Origin of the sequence: Pseudomonas sp. AO-1 (assembly GCF_019775695.1) — a bacterium.
In the GTDB taxonomy this organism is placed as follows: Bacteria; Pseudomonadota; Gammaproteobacteria; order Pseudomonadales; family Pseudomonadaceae; genus Aquipseudomonas; species Aquipseudomonas parakoreensis.
Genome location: NZ_CP079947.1, coordinates 4587546 through 4602132, shown reverse-complemented (window position 1 = coordinate 4602132; position 14587 = coordinate 4587546). Strand labels below are relative to the sequence as shown.

18 protein-coding genes are annotated in these 14587 nt (G+C 60.9%); all 18 read left to right on the top strand.

All coding sequences use genetic code 11. The features are described from left to right. Positions 1-32: 32 nt before the first annotated feature. Positions 33-1028 carry a major capsid protein gene (locus tag KVQ82_RS20805; RefSeq protein WP_222015560.1) on the top strand — a complete coding sequence of 332 codons (996 nt, stop codon included), beginning with the start codon at positions 33-35 and terminating at the stop codon, positions 1026-1028. 2 nt (positions 1029-1030) lie between these two features. Further along, the gene (locus tag KVQ82_RS20800) at positions 1031-1351 is read left to right on the top strand and encodes a hypothetical protein (protein WP_222015558.1); all 321 of its coding nucleotides are present in this window, start codon (positions 1031-1033) and stop codon (positions 1349-1351) included. Then, positions 1348-2004: a hypothetical protein gene (locus KVQ82_RS20795; RefSeq protein WP_222015556.1), complete on the top strand. Its 657-nt coding sequence runs from the start codon at positions 1348-1350 to the stop codon at positions 2002-2004. The genes KVQ82_RS20800 and KVQ82_RS20795 overlap by 4 nt, the downstream gene beginning before the upstream one ends. 1 nt (position 2005) lies before the next feature. Further along, positions 2006-2545, top strand: coding sequence for a hypothetical protein (locus KVQ82_RS20790; RefSeq protein WP_222015545.1), 540 nt, complete (start codon positions 2006-2008; stop codon positions 2543-2545). Next, the gene (locus KVQ82_RS20785; RefSeq protein ID WP_260687692.1) at positions 2542-3111 is read left to right on the top strand and encodes a phage baseplate assembly protein V; all 570 of its coding nucleotides are present in this window, start codon (positions 2542-2544) and stop codon (positions 3109-3111) included. The genes KVQ82_RS20790 and KVQ82_RS20785 overlap by 4 nt, the downstream gene beginning before the upstream one ends. A gap of 55 nt (positions 3112-3166) precedes the next feature. Beyond that, positions 3167-3400 carry a hypothetical protein gene (locus tag KVQ82_RS20780; protein ID WP_222019471.1) on the top strand — a complete coding sequence of 78 codons (234 nt, stop codon included), beginning with the start codon at positions 3167-3169 and terminating at the stop codon, positions 3398-3400. Between the two features lie 5 nt (positions 3401-3405). Then, positions 3406-3732 (top strand): GPW/gp25 family protein, encoded by a 327-nt coding sequence (locus KVQ82_RS20775; RefSeq protein ID WP_085683149.1) that lies wholly within the window; start codon positions 3406-3408, stop codon positions 3730-3732. Further along, the gene (locus tag KVQ82_RS20770; RefSeq protein ID WP_222015543.1) at positions 3729-4613 is read left to right on the top strand and encodes a baseplate J/gp47 family protein; all 885 of its coding nucleotides are present in this window, start codon (positions 3729-3731) and stop codon (positions 4611-4613) included. The genes KVQ82_RS20775 and KVQ82_RS20770 overlap by 4 nt, the downstream gene beginning before the upstream one ends. 1 nt (position 4614) lies before the next feature. Then, the gene (locus KVQ82_RS20765) at positions 4615-5220 is read left to right on the top strand and encodes a phage tail protein I (protein WP_222015524.1); all 606 of its coding nucleotides are present in this window, start codon (positions 4615-4617) and stop codon (positions 5218-5220) included. Beyond that, on the top strand, positions 5217-7175 hold the full coding sequence (locus KVQ82_RS20760; protein WP_222015522.1) for a phage tail protein: 1959 nt from the start codon (positions 5217-5219) through the stop codon (positions 7173-7175). Before KVQ82_RS20765 ends, KVQ82_RS20760 begins: the two co-directional genes overlap by 4 nt. A gap of 2 nt (positions 7176-7177) precedes the next feature. Continuing rightward, positions 7178-7621: a phage tail assembly chaperone gene (locus KVQ82_RS20755; protein WP_222015519.1), complete on the top strand. Its 444-nt coding sequence runs from the start codon at positions 7178-7180 to the stop codon at positions 7619-7621. A gap of 103 nt (positions 7622-7724) precedes the next feature. Then, on the top strand, positions 7725-8891 hold the full coding sequence (locus tag KVQ82_RS20750; protein ID WP_222015508.1) for a phage tail sheath family protein: 1167 nt from the start codon (positions 7725-7727) through the stop codon (positions 8889-8891). A gap of 12 nt (positions 8892-8903) precedes the next feature. Beyond that, positions 8904-9407 carry a phage major tail tube protein gene (locus tag KVQ82_RS20745; protein WP_085683143.1) on the top strand — a complete coding sequence of 168 codons (504 nt, stop codon included), beginning with the start codon at positions 8904-8906 and terminating at the stop codon, positions 9405-9407. A gap of 11 nt (positions 9408-9418) precedes the next feature. Next, complete coding sequence (locus tag KVQ82_RS20740; protein WP_222015507.1) at positions 9419-9733, top strand: phage tail assembly protein; 315 nt, start codon at positions 9419-9421, stop codon at positions 9731-9733. A 156-nt stretch (positions 9734-9889) separates the two neighbouring features. Then, on the top strand, positions 9890-12397 hold the full coding sequence (locus tag KVQ82_RS20735) for a phage tail tape measure protein (RefSeq protein WP_222015506.1): 2508 nt from the start codon (positions 9890-9892) through the stop codon (positions 12395-12397). A 9-nt stretch (positions 12398-12406) separates the two neighbouring features. Next, on the top strand, positions 12407-13252 hold the full coding sequence (locus KVQ82_RS20730; protein WP_222015505.1) for a phage tail protein: 846 nt from the start codon (positions 12407-12409) through the stop codon (positions 13250-13252). After that, positions 13227-13433 carry a tail protein X gene (locus KVQ82_RS20725; RefSeq protein WP_222015504.1) on the top strand — a complete coding sequence of 69 codons (207 nt, stop codon included), beginning with the start codon at positions 13227-13229 and terminating at the stop codon, positions 13431-13433. Before KVQ82_RS20730 ends, KVQ82_RS20725 begins: the two co-directional genes overlap by 26 nt. Before the next feature lie 88 nt (positions 13434-13521). Beyond that, positions 13522-14571, top strand: a complete 1050-nt coding sequence (locus KVQ82_RS20720; protein ID WP_222015503.1) for a phage late control D family protein — start codon at positions 13522-13524, stop codon at positions 14569-14571. Positions 14572-14587: the final 16 nt, after the last annotated feature.

The window sequence follows — 14587 nt, the reverse complement described above, 5'->3', positions numbered from 1 at the left end:
TGTGCGGGATTTTTCGTTTCTGGAGAGTACCCATGGCCGATATCGCCATTTTTGACGACGAAGCATTCAGCGTCGATTCGCTGACCGCTGCACTCAACGATCAGCCTTACTTGCCGGGGCGCATCAGCGCGCTGGGTCTGTTCCGCGAGGAAGGCATCACCACTCTGACCGTGCAGATTGAAAAGGACGGCGACACTCTGGCCCTGGTGCCGGCGGGTGAGCGTGGCACGTCCGGCTTGGTGGTCGCAGGCAGCAAGCGCAACCTGATCCCGTTCAACACCGTGCACCTGCCGGAGCGCTTCACCATCAAGGCTGACGAGATTCAAGGCATCCGCGCCTTCGGTACCCGCACTGAACTGCAGGCGGTGCAGGACGTAGTCAATGCACGGTTGGCCAAGGCGCGGCGCCAGTTGGACGCCACGCACGAGTTTCAGCGCATGGGCGCATTGAATGGTCAGATCCTCGACGCCGATGGCTCGACGGTCCTGCTGGACCTCTATGACCGCTTCGGTGTGCAACGTCAGAAGCTGTCGATGGGGTTGGCAGACCCGAGCACTGAGCTGCGGGTTAAATGCGGTGAGGCCTTGGACATGCAGGAAGATGCACTCGGTAGCGTGACCAGCACCGGAGCTCGCGCCTTCTGCGGCAAGAACTTTTGGAACAAGCTGATCGTTCACAAGTCGGTCAAGGAGACGTACCTCAATAGCCAGCAGGCAGCAGCCCTGCGCGGCGATGCTCGTGAAAGCTTTGAGTTCGGCGGCATCATCTGGGAGCGCTACCGTGGCAAGGTAGCTGGCATTTCGTTCGTGCATGACGACAAGGCGCTGCTGATCCCTGAAGGCGTGCCGGATCTGTACATCTCGGTGTTTGCGCCGGCTGACTACATGGAAACGGTCAACACCCAAGGCATTCCGTACTACAGCATGATCGAACCGTTGCCGTTCAAGAAAGGCATGGCCGGTGAAGCTCAGTCCAATCCGCTGCACCTGTGCACACGACCACGGGCGCAGATTCTCCTGGAGCTGTAACCATGGCCTTCCGGGAGTTGCTGGAAGACATCGACGACACGGTGTTCGAAACCCTCGGCGACACGGCCCGGATCGAGGGCTACGACGAACCGGTGCTCGGCATGTTCGCCGCGCCTTGGTTGCAGCCCAAGATGGGCAGTATCAGAACGGCGTTGCGGGAGCCGAAGTTCGAGATCCGCGTCCGTGATTCGCACGGCCTGAAAAAAGGGCTGCTGGTGAGCGTAGATCTGCCGGAGCTGGACGGCGGCGGCGACTACGACCTGCTGCAGCTGGAGCCGGGCGGTGACGGATTGGTCGCCTTGATCCTGAGGAAGCGACCATGAGTGTCGGCAGTTATTTCAAGCCCTCGGCCGGCGGCGGGATGATCTCCCTGCAGACCTCGGCGGCAGACCTGAAAGCCTTTCAGGACTTCGCCGCCCTGGTGCCCAAGGCTGCCGCCGCTGCTCAGCGCCGAGCCATCAACAAAACCCTGCGTTGGCTCGCTACACACATCGCCCGCGCTGTCGGCCGTCAGGAACGTATCGCCGTAGCAGCAGTGCGGCAGCGCCTGCGGGCCTACCCGGTCAGCGGGGGAGCCAACAGCGGCAAACTCTGGTTCGGCCTCAACGCCATGGAAGCCAGCCGCATCGGTCGTCCTCGGCAGAGTCAGTCCGGCGTATCGGTGGCCGGTCGACGCTTTCAGGGCGCGTTCTTCAAGAAGGTCTATGGCAACAGCGCGGACGTCTGGATCCGCACAGCCAGCAAGCATTTTAACGCCAGTGACTACCCTGACAGCGATGTCAGCGGGGCAGGCGGAGCCAGTTCGGGCTGGATCGCCGAACACGGCAGCCGCTTTCCACTGGCGAAAGCCAAGGTATCGCTTGAGCAGGCGCGGCCACACTTCGAAAGCTGGATCCGCAAGGCCGACGAACAGTTGCTGCACGTCCTGCAGCAGGAACTCAATTTTGAACTGCAGAAGCATATGAAGGGGACATGACATGACGGATCAAGTCGACGAGCCTTTCAGCCTGGAGCAGTTGTATCAAGCCATTGAGCGGCATATTCAGGATCACCTGCCAGGTATCCATACAGTTGCGGTCTGGCCGAACATTGATGATCGCATCGCATTGCCGGCGGTTCTGGTCGAATTGGCAGAGATGGAGCCGGGACTGGATCCGGGAACCGGCGAAACGGGTCTGTCCTGCAAGTTCGAGGCGCGTGTTATTACCGACCCGATCCAGCCTGATCACCATCAGCAAGCGGTGTTCATAGCCGGTCAATTGGCCGTGCTGCTGCGAATGCAGTCGTGGGGTGTGGAAGTTGAACCGGCGGAGTTTGTTCAGGCCATGCAGGACTGGACGAAGCCGGAACTGGACGGCTACACCGTCTGGGTTGTGGAATGGACGCAGCAGATCTACCTCGGCGAAACGCAATGGCGGTGGCCCGATCAACCACCGGGCACGTTGCTGTTCGGCGTGGAGCCTGACACTGGCCTGGCCAACAAGGACAAGTACTTTGCGCCGGAGGATCTACCATGAGCGGCGGCTACGTTAGCGCCCAGCATGACCGCATGCTCGCTGGCCTGGTCAAGGACTGCTACGTGGTGGCGGTGGATCTTACGGCGTCACCACCGGTGTGCCGCGTTTCGGACGGTGAATGGGTCAGTGGTTGGGTGCGCTGGCACAGCGTCGCCGCCGGCAAGGCACGACACTGGCGAGCGCCGAGCCTGAATGAGCAGGGCACCTTGATCAGTGCCAGTGGCGAAGTGGCACAAGGCACGTTCATTCCCGGCTTGTACGGTAACGGCGGGCCACCGCCTGACAACCGTGACCACGTCGAAGTCTGGCGCTTTGAGGACGGCGGATCCCTGATCTACGACTGGGAAGCCAAGAGCTACACCATCAGCCTGCCAACCGGCACCGTCATCATCAAGGTCGGGTCAACTCAAGCCGAGGTGACCGACAGCGCTGTCACTGTGAAGTCGGGAACGATCGATCTCGAAGCCAAGGTGAACATCAAGGGACCGCTGCACGTCACCGGAGACATCACCAGCGATGGTGCAATACTGGACACGACCGGCAACAGCAACCACCACAAACATTAGTGAAACTCTCCAACTCGGCCCGCCTTGTGCGGGCTTTTTCATGCCCGGAGCAATCATGGCCAAACCTCAAGACGATACATCGGGGCAGGATCCTGTCGCCGTAACCCCACCGGTTTCGATCACATCCGCAGTGAAATTTCGCGACACCCTCTACACCTCGCGTACGGTGATCCTTCCGGACGGTCGCACCCTTCCCGTGGCCAAGAGCCTGGTCTCGGTCGAGGCGGGTGATGACGTCGCGCTGAAGTACCTCAAGGCTCACCCTGAATACGAGCAGCTCAAGGAGTAGGTCCGATGATCGGAATGGATCGCCACACCGGGCAGCCCATCTCCGGCATCGAGCATCTACGTCAGTCGGTGGCGGACATCCTCGGCACACCGTTGCTGAGCCGTCGTGAACGGCCGGAGTACGGCAGCAAGCTTCGGCGCATGGTTGACCTGCCGATCAACGAAGGTTGGAAGAGCGCGGCGCAGGCTGAGGCAGTGCGGGCACTCAATCAATGGGAGCCGCGACTCAAGCTTGAGCGCATCGTGGTTGTCTCCGTCCTCGGCGGCAAAATCAATTTCAAGATCAGCGGCGAGTACCTCGGTGAACGCGGCACGTTGGAGGTGTGGGTATGAGTACCCTGGTAGATCTGTCGGAGCTGCCGGCGCCGGACGTGCTGGAGCCGCTGGACTTTGAAGACACCTACAGCGAAGCGCTGGACGTGTTCCGAGGGCACATGGGACAGAACTGGACCGCTTCGCTGGAAAGCGATCCGGTGACCAAACTGCTGGAGGTCGGTAGCTACATCAAGCTCGGCAATCGGGCGCGAGTCAACGACGCGGCCAAGGCTCAGTTGTTGGCCTATGCCACCGGTGCCGATTTGGATCACCTGGCCGCCAACGTCAACCTCAAACGTCTGGTGATCCAGGCGGCGGATCCGGTGGCCGTACCGCCCGTTGAGGCGGTGATGGAGTCTCACGATGCGCTGCGTGAACGGGTGCAACTGGCTTACGAAGGGCTGACCACGGCCGGCCCCCGCAATAGCTACATCCTCCATGCACGGAACGCGTCGGCGCTGGTCGCCGATGCCACGGCGGAAAGCCCGGCGCCGGCCTGCGTCGACGTCACGGTGCTGGGACTTGAGGGTGACGGTACGGCCGAACCGGAACTGCTGGCCTTGGTCGCGAAGGCGGTGAACGATGACGACGTGCGCCCGGTTGGCGACCGCGTCACCGTGCGCGGTGCGGAGATCCTGCGTTACCGGGTCGACGCCGTGCTTCACATGAAGGGCGCCGGCCCCGAGAACGACGCGGCGCTTACCGAGGCGATCCGTCGATTGCAGGCCTGGATCAATCCAAGGCGCCGATTGGGCGTCGAGGTGGCCCGGTCTGGCGTCGATGCGCAGTTGCATGTCGCCGGCGTGGGGCGGGTGGAGCTAAAGGATTGGCAGGATCTCAAACCCACCAAGGCGCAGGCCGCGTACTGCACGGGTTACACCGTCGTGCTGGGAGGCTGACATGCGCAGTCTTTTGCCGCTCAACAGCACTCCCCTGGAACGGGGTATCGAGGCGACCTTCGCCGAGACCACGTTGATTCCGTTGCGCACGTTGTACAACCCCGACACTTGTCCGGAGCACTTGCTGCCGCATCTGGCCTGGGCCTGGTCGGTCGACCGCTGGGATCCAGCCTGGTCGGAACCGGTCAAGCGCGCGGCCATCAAGGCGTCGTTCTTTATCCACAAACACAAGGGCACCATCGGTGCCTTGCGCAGAGTCGTCGAACCGCTGGGCTACCTGATCGAGATCGCCGAATGGTTCAACACGGTGCCAGAAGGCGTGCCGGGCACTTTTGCGTTGAAGGTCGGGGTACTGGATACCGGCATCACCGAGGAAATGTACCTCGAACTCGAACGCCTGATCGATGACGCCAAACCGGTTAGCCGCAAGTTGACGGGGCTGGCCATCAGCCTTGAGACGCAAGGCAACCTGAATGTGGGTGCATGCCTCTACGACGGCGATGAACTCGACATTTACCCGCCTGAAATGCAGGACATCAACGTCACCGGCAACTTCGGTGTGGTTGGGCGGGAACACTCCATTGACACCTTGGACATTTATTCATGATTGATGAGAATTCGAAGTTCTTCGCGATCCTCACGGACGTGGGTGCCGCCAAGCTGGCGAATGCCAACGTGCTTGGGGTTCCCTGGAACATTACACAGATGGGCCTGGGCGATGCGAACGGCACTGACCCGCAGCCAAGCGCCAAGCAAACCAAACTGATCAACGAGTGGCGCCGGCGGCCGCTGAATCAGCTACGCATTGATCCGATCAATGCGGCAGTGATCATCGCCGAGCAGGTGATTCCAGCCGATGAGGGTGGCCGCTGGATTCGTGAGGTCGGACTGTACGATGCGGACGGCGATCTGGTAGCGGTGGCCAACTGTGCGCCGAGCTTCAAGCCAATTCTGTCGCAGGGCTCGGGACGTACGCAGGTGGTGCGGATGAACCTCATTGTTTCCAGTACCGCACAGATCAGTCTCAAGATCGATCCGGCGGTGGTGCTGGCAACGCGTGAGTGGGTCGATTCACGCATTCTTGAGGAGCTGAGCAAGCTCGACATCAAGCAGTCGGTGCGAGCAGCCACCACGGCCAATATCAACCTGGTCGGTTTGCAGGTGGTGGACGGGGTTTCGTTGAACGCCGGTGACCGGGTACTGGTGAAGAACCAGACGTTGGCCAAGGACAATGGTCCATGGGTGGCGGCGGTAGGTGCTTGGGTGCGGGCCAAGGATGCGGACAACAACACCAAGGTGACGCCGAATCTGACGGTGGCGGTCGAGGTTGGCGCAACTCAGGCCGACACGATCTGGCAACTGGTGACGGATGGCCCGATTGTCGTGGGCACCACCGCGCTGACGTTCAAGGACATCACAGACGGATTTGCCCGGTTGTTCTCGCCGACGTTTTCCGGCAACCCCACGGCTCCCACGCCGGCGCAGTTCGACAGCAGCAAGTCGCTTGTGACGACTGAATTTCTCAAGCGGCGCGGTATCGAGTTTTCGGGGTTCACGACCAACGATGCGAGTCTGGTGCTTTCGGCAGCGCACGTCGGCGGCCTTCACAGTTTCTCTGCCGCAGCACAGCTCACGGCGATCTTGCCGCCGACAGCAGGTGTTGCGCAGGGAGCCACGATCACGCTGGTCAGCGCCGGCCCGGGCGGGTTGAAAATCGTAGGTTCGGGGACTGACGTGGTCTATACCTCGACCGGCGTGGCCGGCCCGTTGGTGCTGGCTTTGGGCGACACGGCCGAATTCATCCGTCTGCAAGATCAGTGGCGGTTGATCGGCGGCATGGCGGCGTTGCGCTTCGCGGGTACGTTGAGTGGAGCGCACTTCTTCACGCAGCCGCAGTTCGATAACGGCAAGGCGTTGGCCACGACTGAATTTGTGCAGCGAGCCCAGGGTAACTTCAGCGGGCAAACGAATATCACCACGTCGGCTACCACGCTTACGCCAGCCCTGGCTGGGCGGCGCATCGTCGGCAATGTGGCTGGTACTTGGACACTTCCGCTGTTGGCCGCCAGTCCTGTCGGGTCAAAGTTTTATATTCAAAACTCGTCAAGTGGCGACATTGTGGTTAGCCGACAAGGGACGACGGATACTATCGTCGCCCTCGCCAAAACCGTGAACAGCGTCATTATCCCGACGGGGTCGGCTGGTGTTCTGGTGTGCGGTGAAACCAATTGGGTGTTTGAGGAGGGGCCCGCCACCCTGAAATACTCCACGGAGTTTGCATCGAGCATTTCTGGCTCGGGGTGGGCGAAAAATGCCAACGGCCTCATTGAGCAGTGGGGAACAGGCGTCACCGATGCGAACGGCTATGTGTACGTCACATTTCCTATCCCGTTTCCAAATGGCTGCCGCAATATCATCTTTAATCATGTGGGTTCGCTGAGTCTTATGTCCGCAGTCATGGGGGGGAGCGTTACGGCGACGGGTTGTACGTTGCGATTGCAAAACTCAGCCAATGCATCGGCAGTGAACTGGACAGTCTGGTGGCGGGCTATGGGGAACTAAAAATGAGCAAAATCGTGTATTTCAGTCCGTCCATTTGTGGGGCCTATCGCCCTGAGATTCATGGCACGAACATGCCGGCGGACGTGGTCGAGGTGGCGGAAAGTGTCTGGCAGGCGCTGCTCGATGAGTTGTCGACCAGTCCAAAAAAAATGTCGTCCCGGCCCGATGGTCAGCCGGTGCTGATCGATCCGCCGCCGCTCGATGCTGACGAACTGGCAGCGGTCGAACGGGCTTGGCGTGACGGGCGGCTGGCCCTGACCGATCCGCTGGTTTCCCGGCATCGCGACGAGCTGGAAGAAAGCGGCGCAACTTCGCTCACGGCCGAGCAGTACACGGAGTTGCAGGCCTACCGCCGGCAGTTGCGCGACTGGCCGCAGGTCGGAGAATTCCCGCTCGCCGAACACCGACCGCCGGCACCGACCTGGTTGGCAACGCAAACCACCTGAACGCCCCGTACTGACGGGGCGTTTCTCATTCCGCCTCACGCAATATCAACACTTCAAGCCTCGCAGACACGCGGGGCTTTTTCGTTTCTGGAGAACGAGCCTTATGAGTTTCTTTCACGGCGTCACGACCACAGCGGTCGACACCGGCGCGCGCACCATCACGCTGCCGTCTTCCTCGATCATCGGTTTGTGCGACACCTTCACGCCGGGTGTGTTGGGCGGCGGCACTGCCAAGGCTGGGGAGCTGAAGCTGATCACCACCGAGCGCGAAGCCATTGCAGCGTTTGGCGCGGAATCGGCAATGACCCGAGCCTGCCAGGCGATCTACAAAAAAGCCAAGGCGGTGATCGTCGCCATTGGCGTGCCGAAGATGGATGATCCGGCGCTGCAGACATCGGCCATTATCGGCGGCGTGTTGGCTTCGGGTCAGCGTACTGGCCTGCAGGCACTGCTCGATGGCAAAAGCCTGTTCAACGCCCAACCGCGTTTGCTGATCGCACCTGGTCATTCGGCCACGCAAGCGGTGGCCACTGCCATCGATGGTCTAGCGCAGAAGCTGCGCGCCATTGGCATCATCGACGGGCCATGCACCACCGACGAGGAAGCCATGGCCTACGCCGACAATTTCGGCAGTCGCAACCTGTTTATGGTCGATCCCGGTGTGCAGTTCTGGGATACCGGAGTAAGCAAGACGGTGGATGCTCCCGGCTCTGCGTGGACCGCCGGCCTGTTTGCCTGGACGGATGCGACCTACGGTTTCTGGGCCTCGCCGTCTAACAAGGAATTCACCGGCATCACAGGCACCACCCGTGCGGTCGAGTACCTGGATGGCGACGAGACCTGCCGGGCCAACCTGCTCAACAACGCCAATATCACCACGATCATTCGTGACGACGGCTACCGACTTTGGGGTAACCGCACGCTGTCGAGCGATCCGAAATGGGCGTTCGTCACCCGCGTGCGCACGCTGTTCATCCTCATGGATGCGGTGCAGGCCGGCCACAAATGGGCGGTCGACCGCTCGATCACCAAGACCTACGTCAAGGACGTCACCGACGGCCTGGAAGCGTTCATGCGTGACCTGAAAAACCAAGGTGCGGTAATCAACTTCGAGGTGTTTCCGGATCACGAATTGAACACCGCCAGCCAGATCGAGCAGGGCAAGGTGTACTGGCGTATCCGCTTCACCGACGTGCCGCCGGCTGAAAACCCGAACTTCCTTTTTGAGGTCACCAACGAGTGGATGACCGAAGTGCTTGAACCTGCCTAAGGAGGCACCCTGATGATTCCTGAAGTTCTCTCCAACTGCGCCGGGTTTATCGACGGCGTCAGTTTTGCCGGCGAAATGCCGAGCCTGACCCTGCCCAAGGTGGTGCTGAAAACCGAAGCCTATCGAGGCGGCGGTATGGCCGGCGAGGTCGAGATCCCGACCGGCGTGGAAAAACTGGAAGCCGGCTTTACCACCAATGGTGTGCGGCGCGAAGCGCTCAAATTCTTCGGTTTGTCCGACCGCACCGCCTGCAGCGCTGTGTTCCGAGGTTCGTTCAAGGGGCTCAAGGGCAAGGTCACCCCGGTGATCGTCACCATGCGTGGCGGTATCAAGGAAGTCGACATGGGCGACTGGAAGGCCGGTGAGAAGGCCGAGACCAAACACAACATGGCATTGACCTACTACAAGCTCGAAGTCGCCGGCCGGGTGATTTACGAGATCGACATGCTGGGCATGGTGCTGGTCATCGATGGCGTCGACCAGCTTGCAGACGAACGTGCGGCCCTGGGCCTTTAAGGAAATACGCAATGACTCAAGTAATTCAAACCACCCCGGAGCAGCCGCTGCCAAAGTGGATGGAAATCACGGAGGAAGGTTTCCGGATCAGCCTCAAGCACCCGACTGAACTCAATGGCGTTCAGGTCGACCGCTTGACGATGCGTGCACCGTGCGTGCGAGATGTTCGGGCGGCACAGGCGGCCTCCAACGGTGACGCCGAGCAGCGCGAACTGTCGCTGTTCGCTTCGCTGACCCAGACCCCGGAAGCGGATTTGATCGCGCTCAAGGTGGTCGATTACATGCGCCTGCAGGCCGGCTACTTTCGCCTGGTCACGGACGAGTAAATGCGACGGCTCTACGTTGAAGATCCTGGCCAAGCGCATGGCCAGGGAAACTGGGTTCTCTGCGGCTGAGATCACGGCCATGCCCTTCAACGAACTGGTGTGGTGGCTCTCCGACTGAGCCACCGCTCAACTCTTTCCGACGCATAAGGCACGCACATGGCGAAGAACCTCGCGCTTGGCTTTGTCATTGGCGGCGCCGTCGATCCGACGGTAGGCAAAGCGTTCAAGGACGTCGAAAGCAAGATCAAACACCTGGACTCGGTGGGTAGCAAAGCCCGAGTCTTGCAGAACACCATCGGCGACACCATGCGTTTGCGTGAAGAATGGCGCAAGGCGCACACGACCGGCGCCGAGGGCGCGGACAAGCTGCTGGCCAAATATGAAAAGAACCTCGCGCTGCTGAAAAAGCAAGGCGTCGAGGTGGGACGGCTGAGCAAGGCTTACGCCACCATGGGCCGGGTGGCCGCCGGCGCCGAACTGAAAGCGCTGGGTCACCGGCAGATCGAGGAGGGCCGGTCCGGTCTGAAAAGCACCCTCGGTCAGGCCGGTGCGCTGACCGCTGCAGCCGCCATCCCGACCAAGGTCAGTGCTGATTACGGCGCGATCATTCGCGACATCGCGATCAAGGCCAACATTGCCAACTCGCCGGAAGAGGCGCAGTTATCCAAGACGGTGATCGAAACGTCTCGCGATACCGGCATGGCGCGCAACCAGGTCGCAGAAGTGGTCAACGCCCTGGTCGGTGCCGGCATGGAGCTGGATAAGGCGCTGGCTTATGCACCGACGGCGGCCAAGTTTGCCGTGGGCCAGGGATCGGATGGCACTGAAACGGCCAAGATGATCAACGCACTAGGTCAGAACGCCAAGATCACTGACCCCAAGGTGATGGAAAAAGCGCTGGAAGCCATCGCCTATCAGGGCCAAGCAGGCAGCTTCGAAGCGGTCGACATGGCCAAGTGGTTCCCTGAGCTTCTAGCCGGCATGGGCAAACTGGGTATTACCGGCATGGACTCGGTGACGCAGCTGGGCGCCATGCTTCAGGTGCAAATGAAAACGGCCGGCGGTTCGGATGAGGCGGCCAACAACCTCAAAAACTGGATGGAAAAAATCGGCTCCGGCGAGACGGTCGACGCTTACAAAAAGGCCGGTATCGACTACAAGGGCTCGATGCAGACCGGTCTGCAAAACGGCATGTCCACACTGGAATCCAGCTTTGCCTTGGCGCAGAAGTACATCGAAGCGACCGATCCGAAACGGGCCGCCGAGATGGCCAAGGCCACAGCCGCGATCAGCAAAGAGGCTGATCCCGAGAAAGCCAAGGCCATGATGAAGTCTTTGGAGGAGGCTTTGCGCACCGGTGACCTGTTTGCCGACATGCAGGTGAAAGCGGCTCTAACCGCGTACATGCAGAACAAGGATCTGTACAACCAGCTGAAAAAGGACTCGGCCGATGCCACCGGGATCCTCGACAAGAACCTCGCCGAACGCCGGCAAACCTCGGCGCAGAAATGGTCCGAGATGGCACAGTCCATGGATGACGCCATGCGCAGCATCGGCGATGCGATCCGGCCGGTCACCGACGGCGTGGCTGACGGCATCAACAACGTCAGTCGCAAGCTCTCGGGCTTCGCCGATGAGTTTCCACGGGTCACGCTCGGCATCGGCACGGCGGTGGCTGGACTCATCGCGCTCAGAGGCGTGGTCAATGCCTACAAAGTGGGCAAGGGCCTGATGAACCTCGGGCGTGGCACCTTGCTGGGCAACCCGAACATCCCGCAAAAAGTGATCGTCACCAACCTGCCGGGTGCCGGCGGTGGATTGGATGCCGACGACCTCGGTGGCGGCGAAGGCAAGAAAGGCAAAGGCGGTAAGGGTGGCAGCAGTGGAGGTGGTGGCCGTGGTGGCAAGATCGTCGATGGCATGAAAGGCCCTGCCTTTCTGGCAGTGGTCGATGCTGGTTTCAAGGCCTTTGACACTTACGAAAATGCTGTGACTCAGGATGAGAAAGCCGAAGGCTACGGCGAGGCAGCCGGTGGGCTGGCCGGTACTTTGGCCGGTGCAGCTGCAGGCGCCGCTATTGGTTCGGCAGTGCCGATCATTGGCAACATCGTCGGCGGCATGATCGGCGGATACCTCGGTTACATGGGCGGCGATGTGGCGGGAGGTTTTCTGGGCAAGAAACTGTTCGGCGCCGACGAGTCGCTCAAGCGTGTACCGGACGCCGGGCCATTGATGATGGCCGATGCCGGAAAAAACCTGCCGCCGGTGATGGGTGACATCGCCCGATCATTCGCCCCGAAATCCGCCACCGGCCCGCTTGCGCCGGGTGTAACACCACCTGCAGTGCCCACGGTCAATAAGTTGCTCCCTGAGCGCCCAGCCGACGCTGCAGCGTTGGGTGATGTCGCCCGTTCGCTGGCCACGCCTGCCAGCCTTCCGATCCCGCCACCTCTGCTGGCAGCACCGATCCCGACTCCCCGATCCGAAACACCGAAGGTCGAACAACGTGTCGAGATCTCTGCGCCGCTGCACATTACCGTGCAGGGCGATGCCAAGGATCCGGCGCAAATGGCGCGAGAGCTGCAGCCCTACATCGCGCAGCAAATGCAGCAGGCCACGCAGCAGCTGCAGAACCGCAAACTCTATGATGAACCGCATGTGTAAGGAGGACTGATGGCCTACATGGAACAGCTGCAGTCAGGGCTCAAGCAACTGGCAGCGGCGGGGGAGACCGGGCGGCGTAGCCTTGACAGCATGATGGGACCGGTCAACGGCGCGATCAGCGAGATCAGCGGCGCTGCCTCGGAGCTTGAAGGCATTCCATTTGTCGGTCCGGCAATCGGGGAAAAGCTGCAGCGTGTGATGCGGGGGGTGAATGCCGCCCAGGCCAAGGTCGGCCAAGTGGTAGCCACTTACAACAAGGCCACGCGAGCCGTGTCAGAGATCGATGAGCGCATGGGCCAATTGAAGGAACAGGCTGCTCGGGCGTCGACCGCGATCAATAAGATCGCCGGCAAGGTTAGCCCATCGCTGGGGAACATCATGCCAACCGGATCGCTGGCCGGTGACGCGACGCCGGTACCGGAAACGGTGAAGCCGTTCCCGCACCTGCTGATCGTACAGCCGCTGGATCCTAAGGCGGTGCCGTATTACTTCAACCTGGACACCGCCGCTTTCGACGAGCTACGGCGCTCGACCGAATACCGCTGGGCTTCGCAGGAACGCCTGACCCGGCGACCGGCGCAGCAAGCAGTGGGCATCGGTGAGGAAAAAATCACCCTTAAGGGCGCGATCTTTCCGGGCTTCAAGGGCGGCATCAAACAACTGGACACTCTTCGCAGCCTCGGCGCTCAGCAACTGCCGCTGACGCTGACCACCGGCTATGGCGACGTCCTCGGCACCTGGTGCTTGAAGAACGTCGACGAAGAACAGAGCGCGCTGCTGCAGGGCGGGATCCCGCGCAAGCAGGCGTTCACTTTGGAGTTTGTGCGTTATGGCGATGACCTGCAGAACGTCTGACGGGGATCTACTCGACACCCTGTGTTACCACGCCTACGGGCATCTCAGCGGAACGGTCGAGGCGGTGCTGGATGCTAATCAGGGCTTGGCCGATGAGTTGCAACCTTATCGGGCCGGTATTGTGATCGAGTTACCAGATCTGCCACTGCCGTCGGAGGATGGCATAGCGCTATGGAGTTGATGAACTATAGTCCCCCGTAGTTCTATTTGCTCCCTTGGTTTCACCCCTCCAAAGCCCGCCCCGTGCGGGCTTTTTTTTGGAAAAAATAATGACCCCGACCTTTCGCATCGTCGCCGGCGGTGCCGACATAACCCAACGAATAAACGACCGCCTCCTGCAGCTGAAAACCACAGATAAACCCGGCATGGAGTCCGACGAGTTCGAGCTGCGCATCGACGACCGTGACGGCGCGGTGGTGCTGCCTCCACGCGGGGCCAGTATCGAGATTTACCTCGGCTACGCAGAAACCAAACTGACCCGCATCGGCCGATACGTCGTCGACGAGATTGAGCTGTCCGGCCCGCCGGATACGTTGGTGATCACTGGAAAGGCCAGCGACATGCGTGGCAGTGGCAAGACCACTCGCAGTGGAAGCTGGGAAAGCGTGCCACTGTGGCGGATCGTCGCCGACGTCGCCGCCCGCAACGGCTGGCAAGCGGTCTGCCCGGTTCAGACCAAGGTGCCGCGCGCCGATCAGCTCAACGAGTCGGACTTCAACTTCATCACCCGTCTGGCCAAGCAGTACGACTGCACGGCCAAAGTAGCCGACGGCAAGTTGCTGGTGATGCCACGGCAAGCGGGGCAGAGCGCGTCGGGCAAGGCGCTCGGTGTGGTGACAATCCGCCGCCCAGACGTTAGCCGCTTTCAGTTCAGACTCGGCGACCGCAATACCCACAAGGCCGTATCGACCAAGCATCAGGACAAGAAGACCGGCAGGCTCGCCGTGGTCACCCTCGACAACGACGAATCACCCGACGGCTTGCCGCCGGTGCACACCGACCGGCACATCTACCCAAACAAGTCAGCTGCCGAAGCCGCTGCTCAGGCACGTCTCACCGCGTTCAATCGCTCCACCGCTGGTGTCCGGCTAGAGATGGCCGGACGCACCGACCTGTTTGCCGAACGATCGATTAACGCCCAAGGCTTTAAGGTCGGACTCGACGGCGAGTACCTGGTCGACTCCGTGGAGCAGGTCTTCACCCAGGCTGGTTGGAGCACGACGGTCGAGTGTAACGGCGGCAAGAAAGGCAAGGCGAAAGCCAAAGGCAAAAAGAAAAAGCCGGCGAAGGATCTGAAGGTTGTTCAGATCAAGCAGTAGTGCCGAAGTCCCACAA

Excerpts from the sequence above, each read along its gene's own strand:
- KVQ82_RS20775 (WP_085683149.1), top strand. The coding sequence starts at position 3,406 with ATGATCGGAATGGATCGCCACACCGGGCAGCCCATCTCCGGCATCGAG.
- KVQ82_RS20750 (WP_222015508.1), top strand. The coding sequence starts at position 7,725 with ATGAGTTTCTTTCACGGCGTCACGACCACAGCGGTCGACACCGGCGCG.
- KVQ82_RS20745 (WP_085683143.1), top strand. The coding sequence starts at position 8,904 with ATGATTCCTGAAGTTCTCTCCAACTGCGCCGGGTTTATCGACGGCGTC.
- KVQ82_RS20795 (WP_222015556.1), top strand. The coding sequence starts at position 1,348 with ATGAGTGTCGGCAGTTATTTCAAGCCCTCGGCCGGCGGCGGGATGATC.
- KVQ82_RS20760 (WP_222015522.1), top strand. The coding sequence starts at position 5,217 with ATGATTGATGAGAATTCGAAGTTCTTCGCGATCCTCACGGACGTGGGT.
- KVQ82_RS20785 (WP_260687692.1), top strand. The coding sequence starts at position 2,542 with ATGAGCGGCGGCTACGTTAGCGCCCAGCATGACCGCATGCTCGCTGGC.
- KVQ82_RS20755 (WP_222015519.1), top strand. The coding sequence starts at position 7,178 with ATGAGCAAAATCGTGTATTTCAGTCCGTCCATTTGTGGGGCCTATCGC.
- KVQ82_RS20800 (WP_222015558.1), top strand. The coding sequence starts at position 1,031 with ATGGCCTTCCGGGAGTTGCTGGAAGACATCGACGACACGGTGTTCGAA.
- KVQ82_RS20805 (WP_222015560.1), top strand. The coding sequence starts at position 33 with ATGGCCGATATCGCCATTTTTGACGACGAAGCATTCAGCGTCGATTCG.
- KVQ82_RS20725 (WP_222015504.1), top strand. The coding sequence starts at position 13,227 with ATGGCGATGACCTGCAGAACGTCTGACGGGGATCTACTCGACACCCTG.
- KVQ82_RS20720 (WP_222015503.1), top strand. The coding sequence starts at position 13,522 with ATGACCCCGACCTTTCGCATCGTCGCCGGCGGTGCCGACATAACCCAA.
- KVQ82_RS20735 (WP_222015506.1), top strand. The coding sequence starts at position 9,890 with ATGGCGAAGAACCTCGCGCTTGGCTTTGTCATTGGCGGCGCCGTCGAT.
- KVQ82_RS20790 (WP_222015545.1), top strand. The coding sequence starts at position 2,006 with ATGACGGATCAAGTCGACGAGCCTTTCAGCCTGGAGCAGTTGTATCAA.
- KVQ82_RS20765 (WP_222015524.1), top strand. The coding sequence starts at position 4,615 with ATGCGCAGTCTTTTGCCGCTCAACAGCACTCCCCTGGAACGGGGTATC.
- KVQ82_RS20730 (WP_222015505.1), top strand. The coding sequence starts at position 12,407 with ATGGCCTACATGGAACAGCTGCAGTCAGGGCTCAAGCAACTGGCAGCG.
- KVQ82_RS20770 (WP_222015543.1), top strand. The coding sequence starts at position 3,729 with ATGAGTACCCTGGTAGATCTGTCGGAGCTGCCGGCGCCGGACGTGCTG.
- KVQ82_RS20780 (WP_222019471.1), top strand. The coding sequence starts at position 3,167 with ATGGCCAAACCTCAAGACGATACATCGGGGCAGGATCCTGTCGCCGTA.
- KVQ82_RS20740 (WP_222015507.1), top strand. The coding sequence starts at position 9,419 with ATGACTCAAGTAATTCAAACCACCCCGGAGCAGCCGCTGCCAAAGTGG.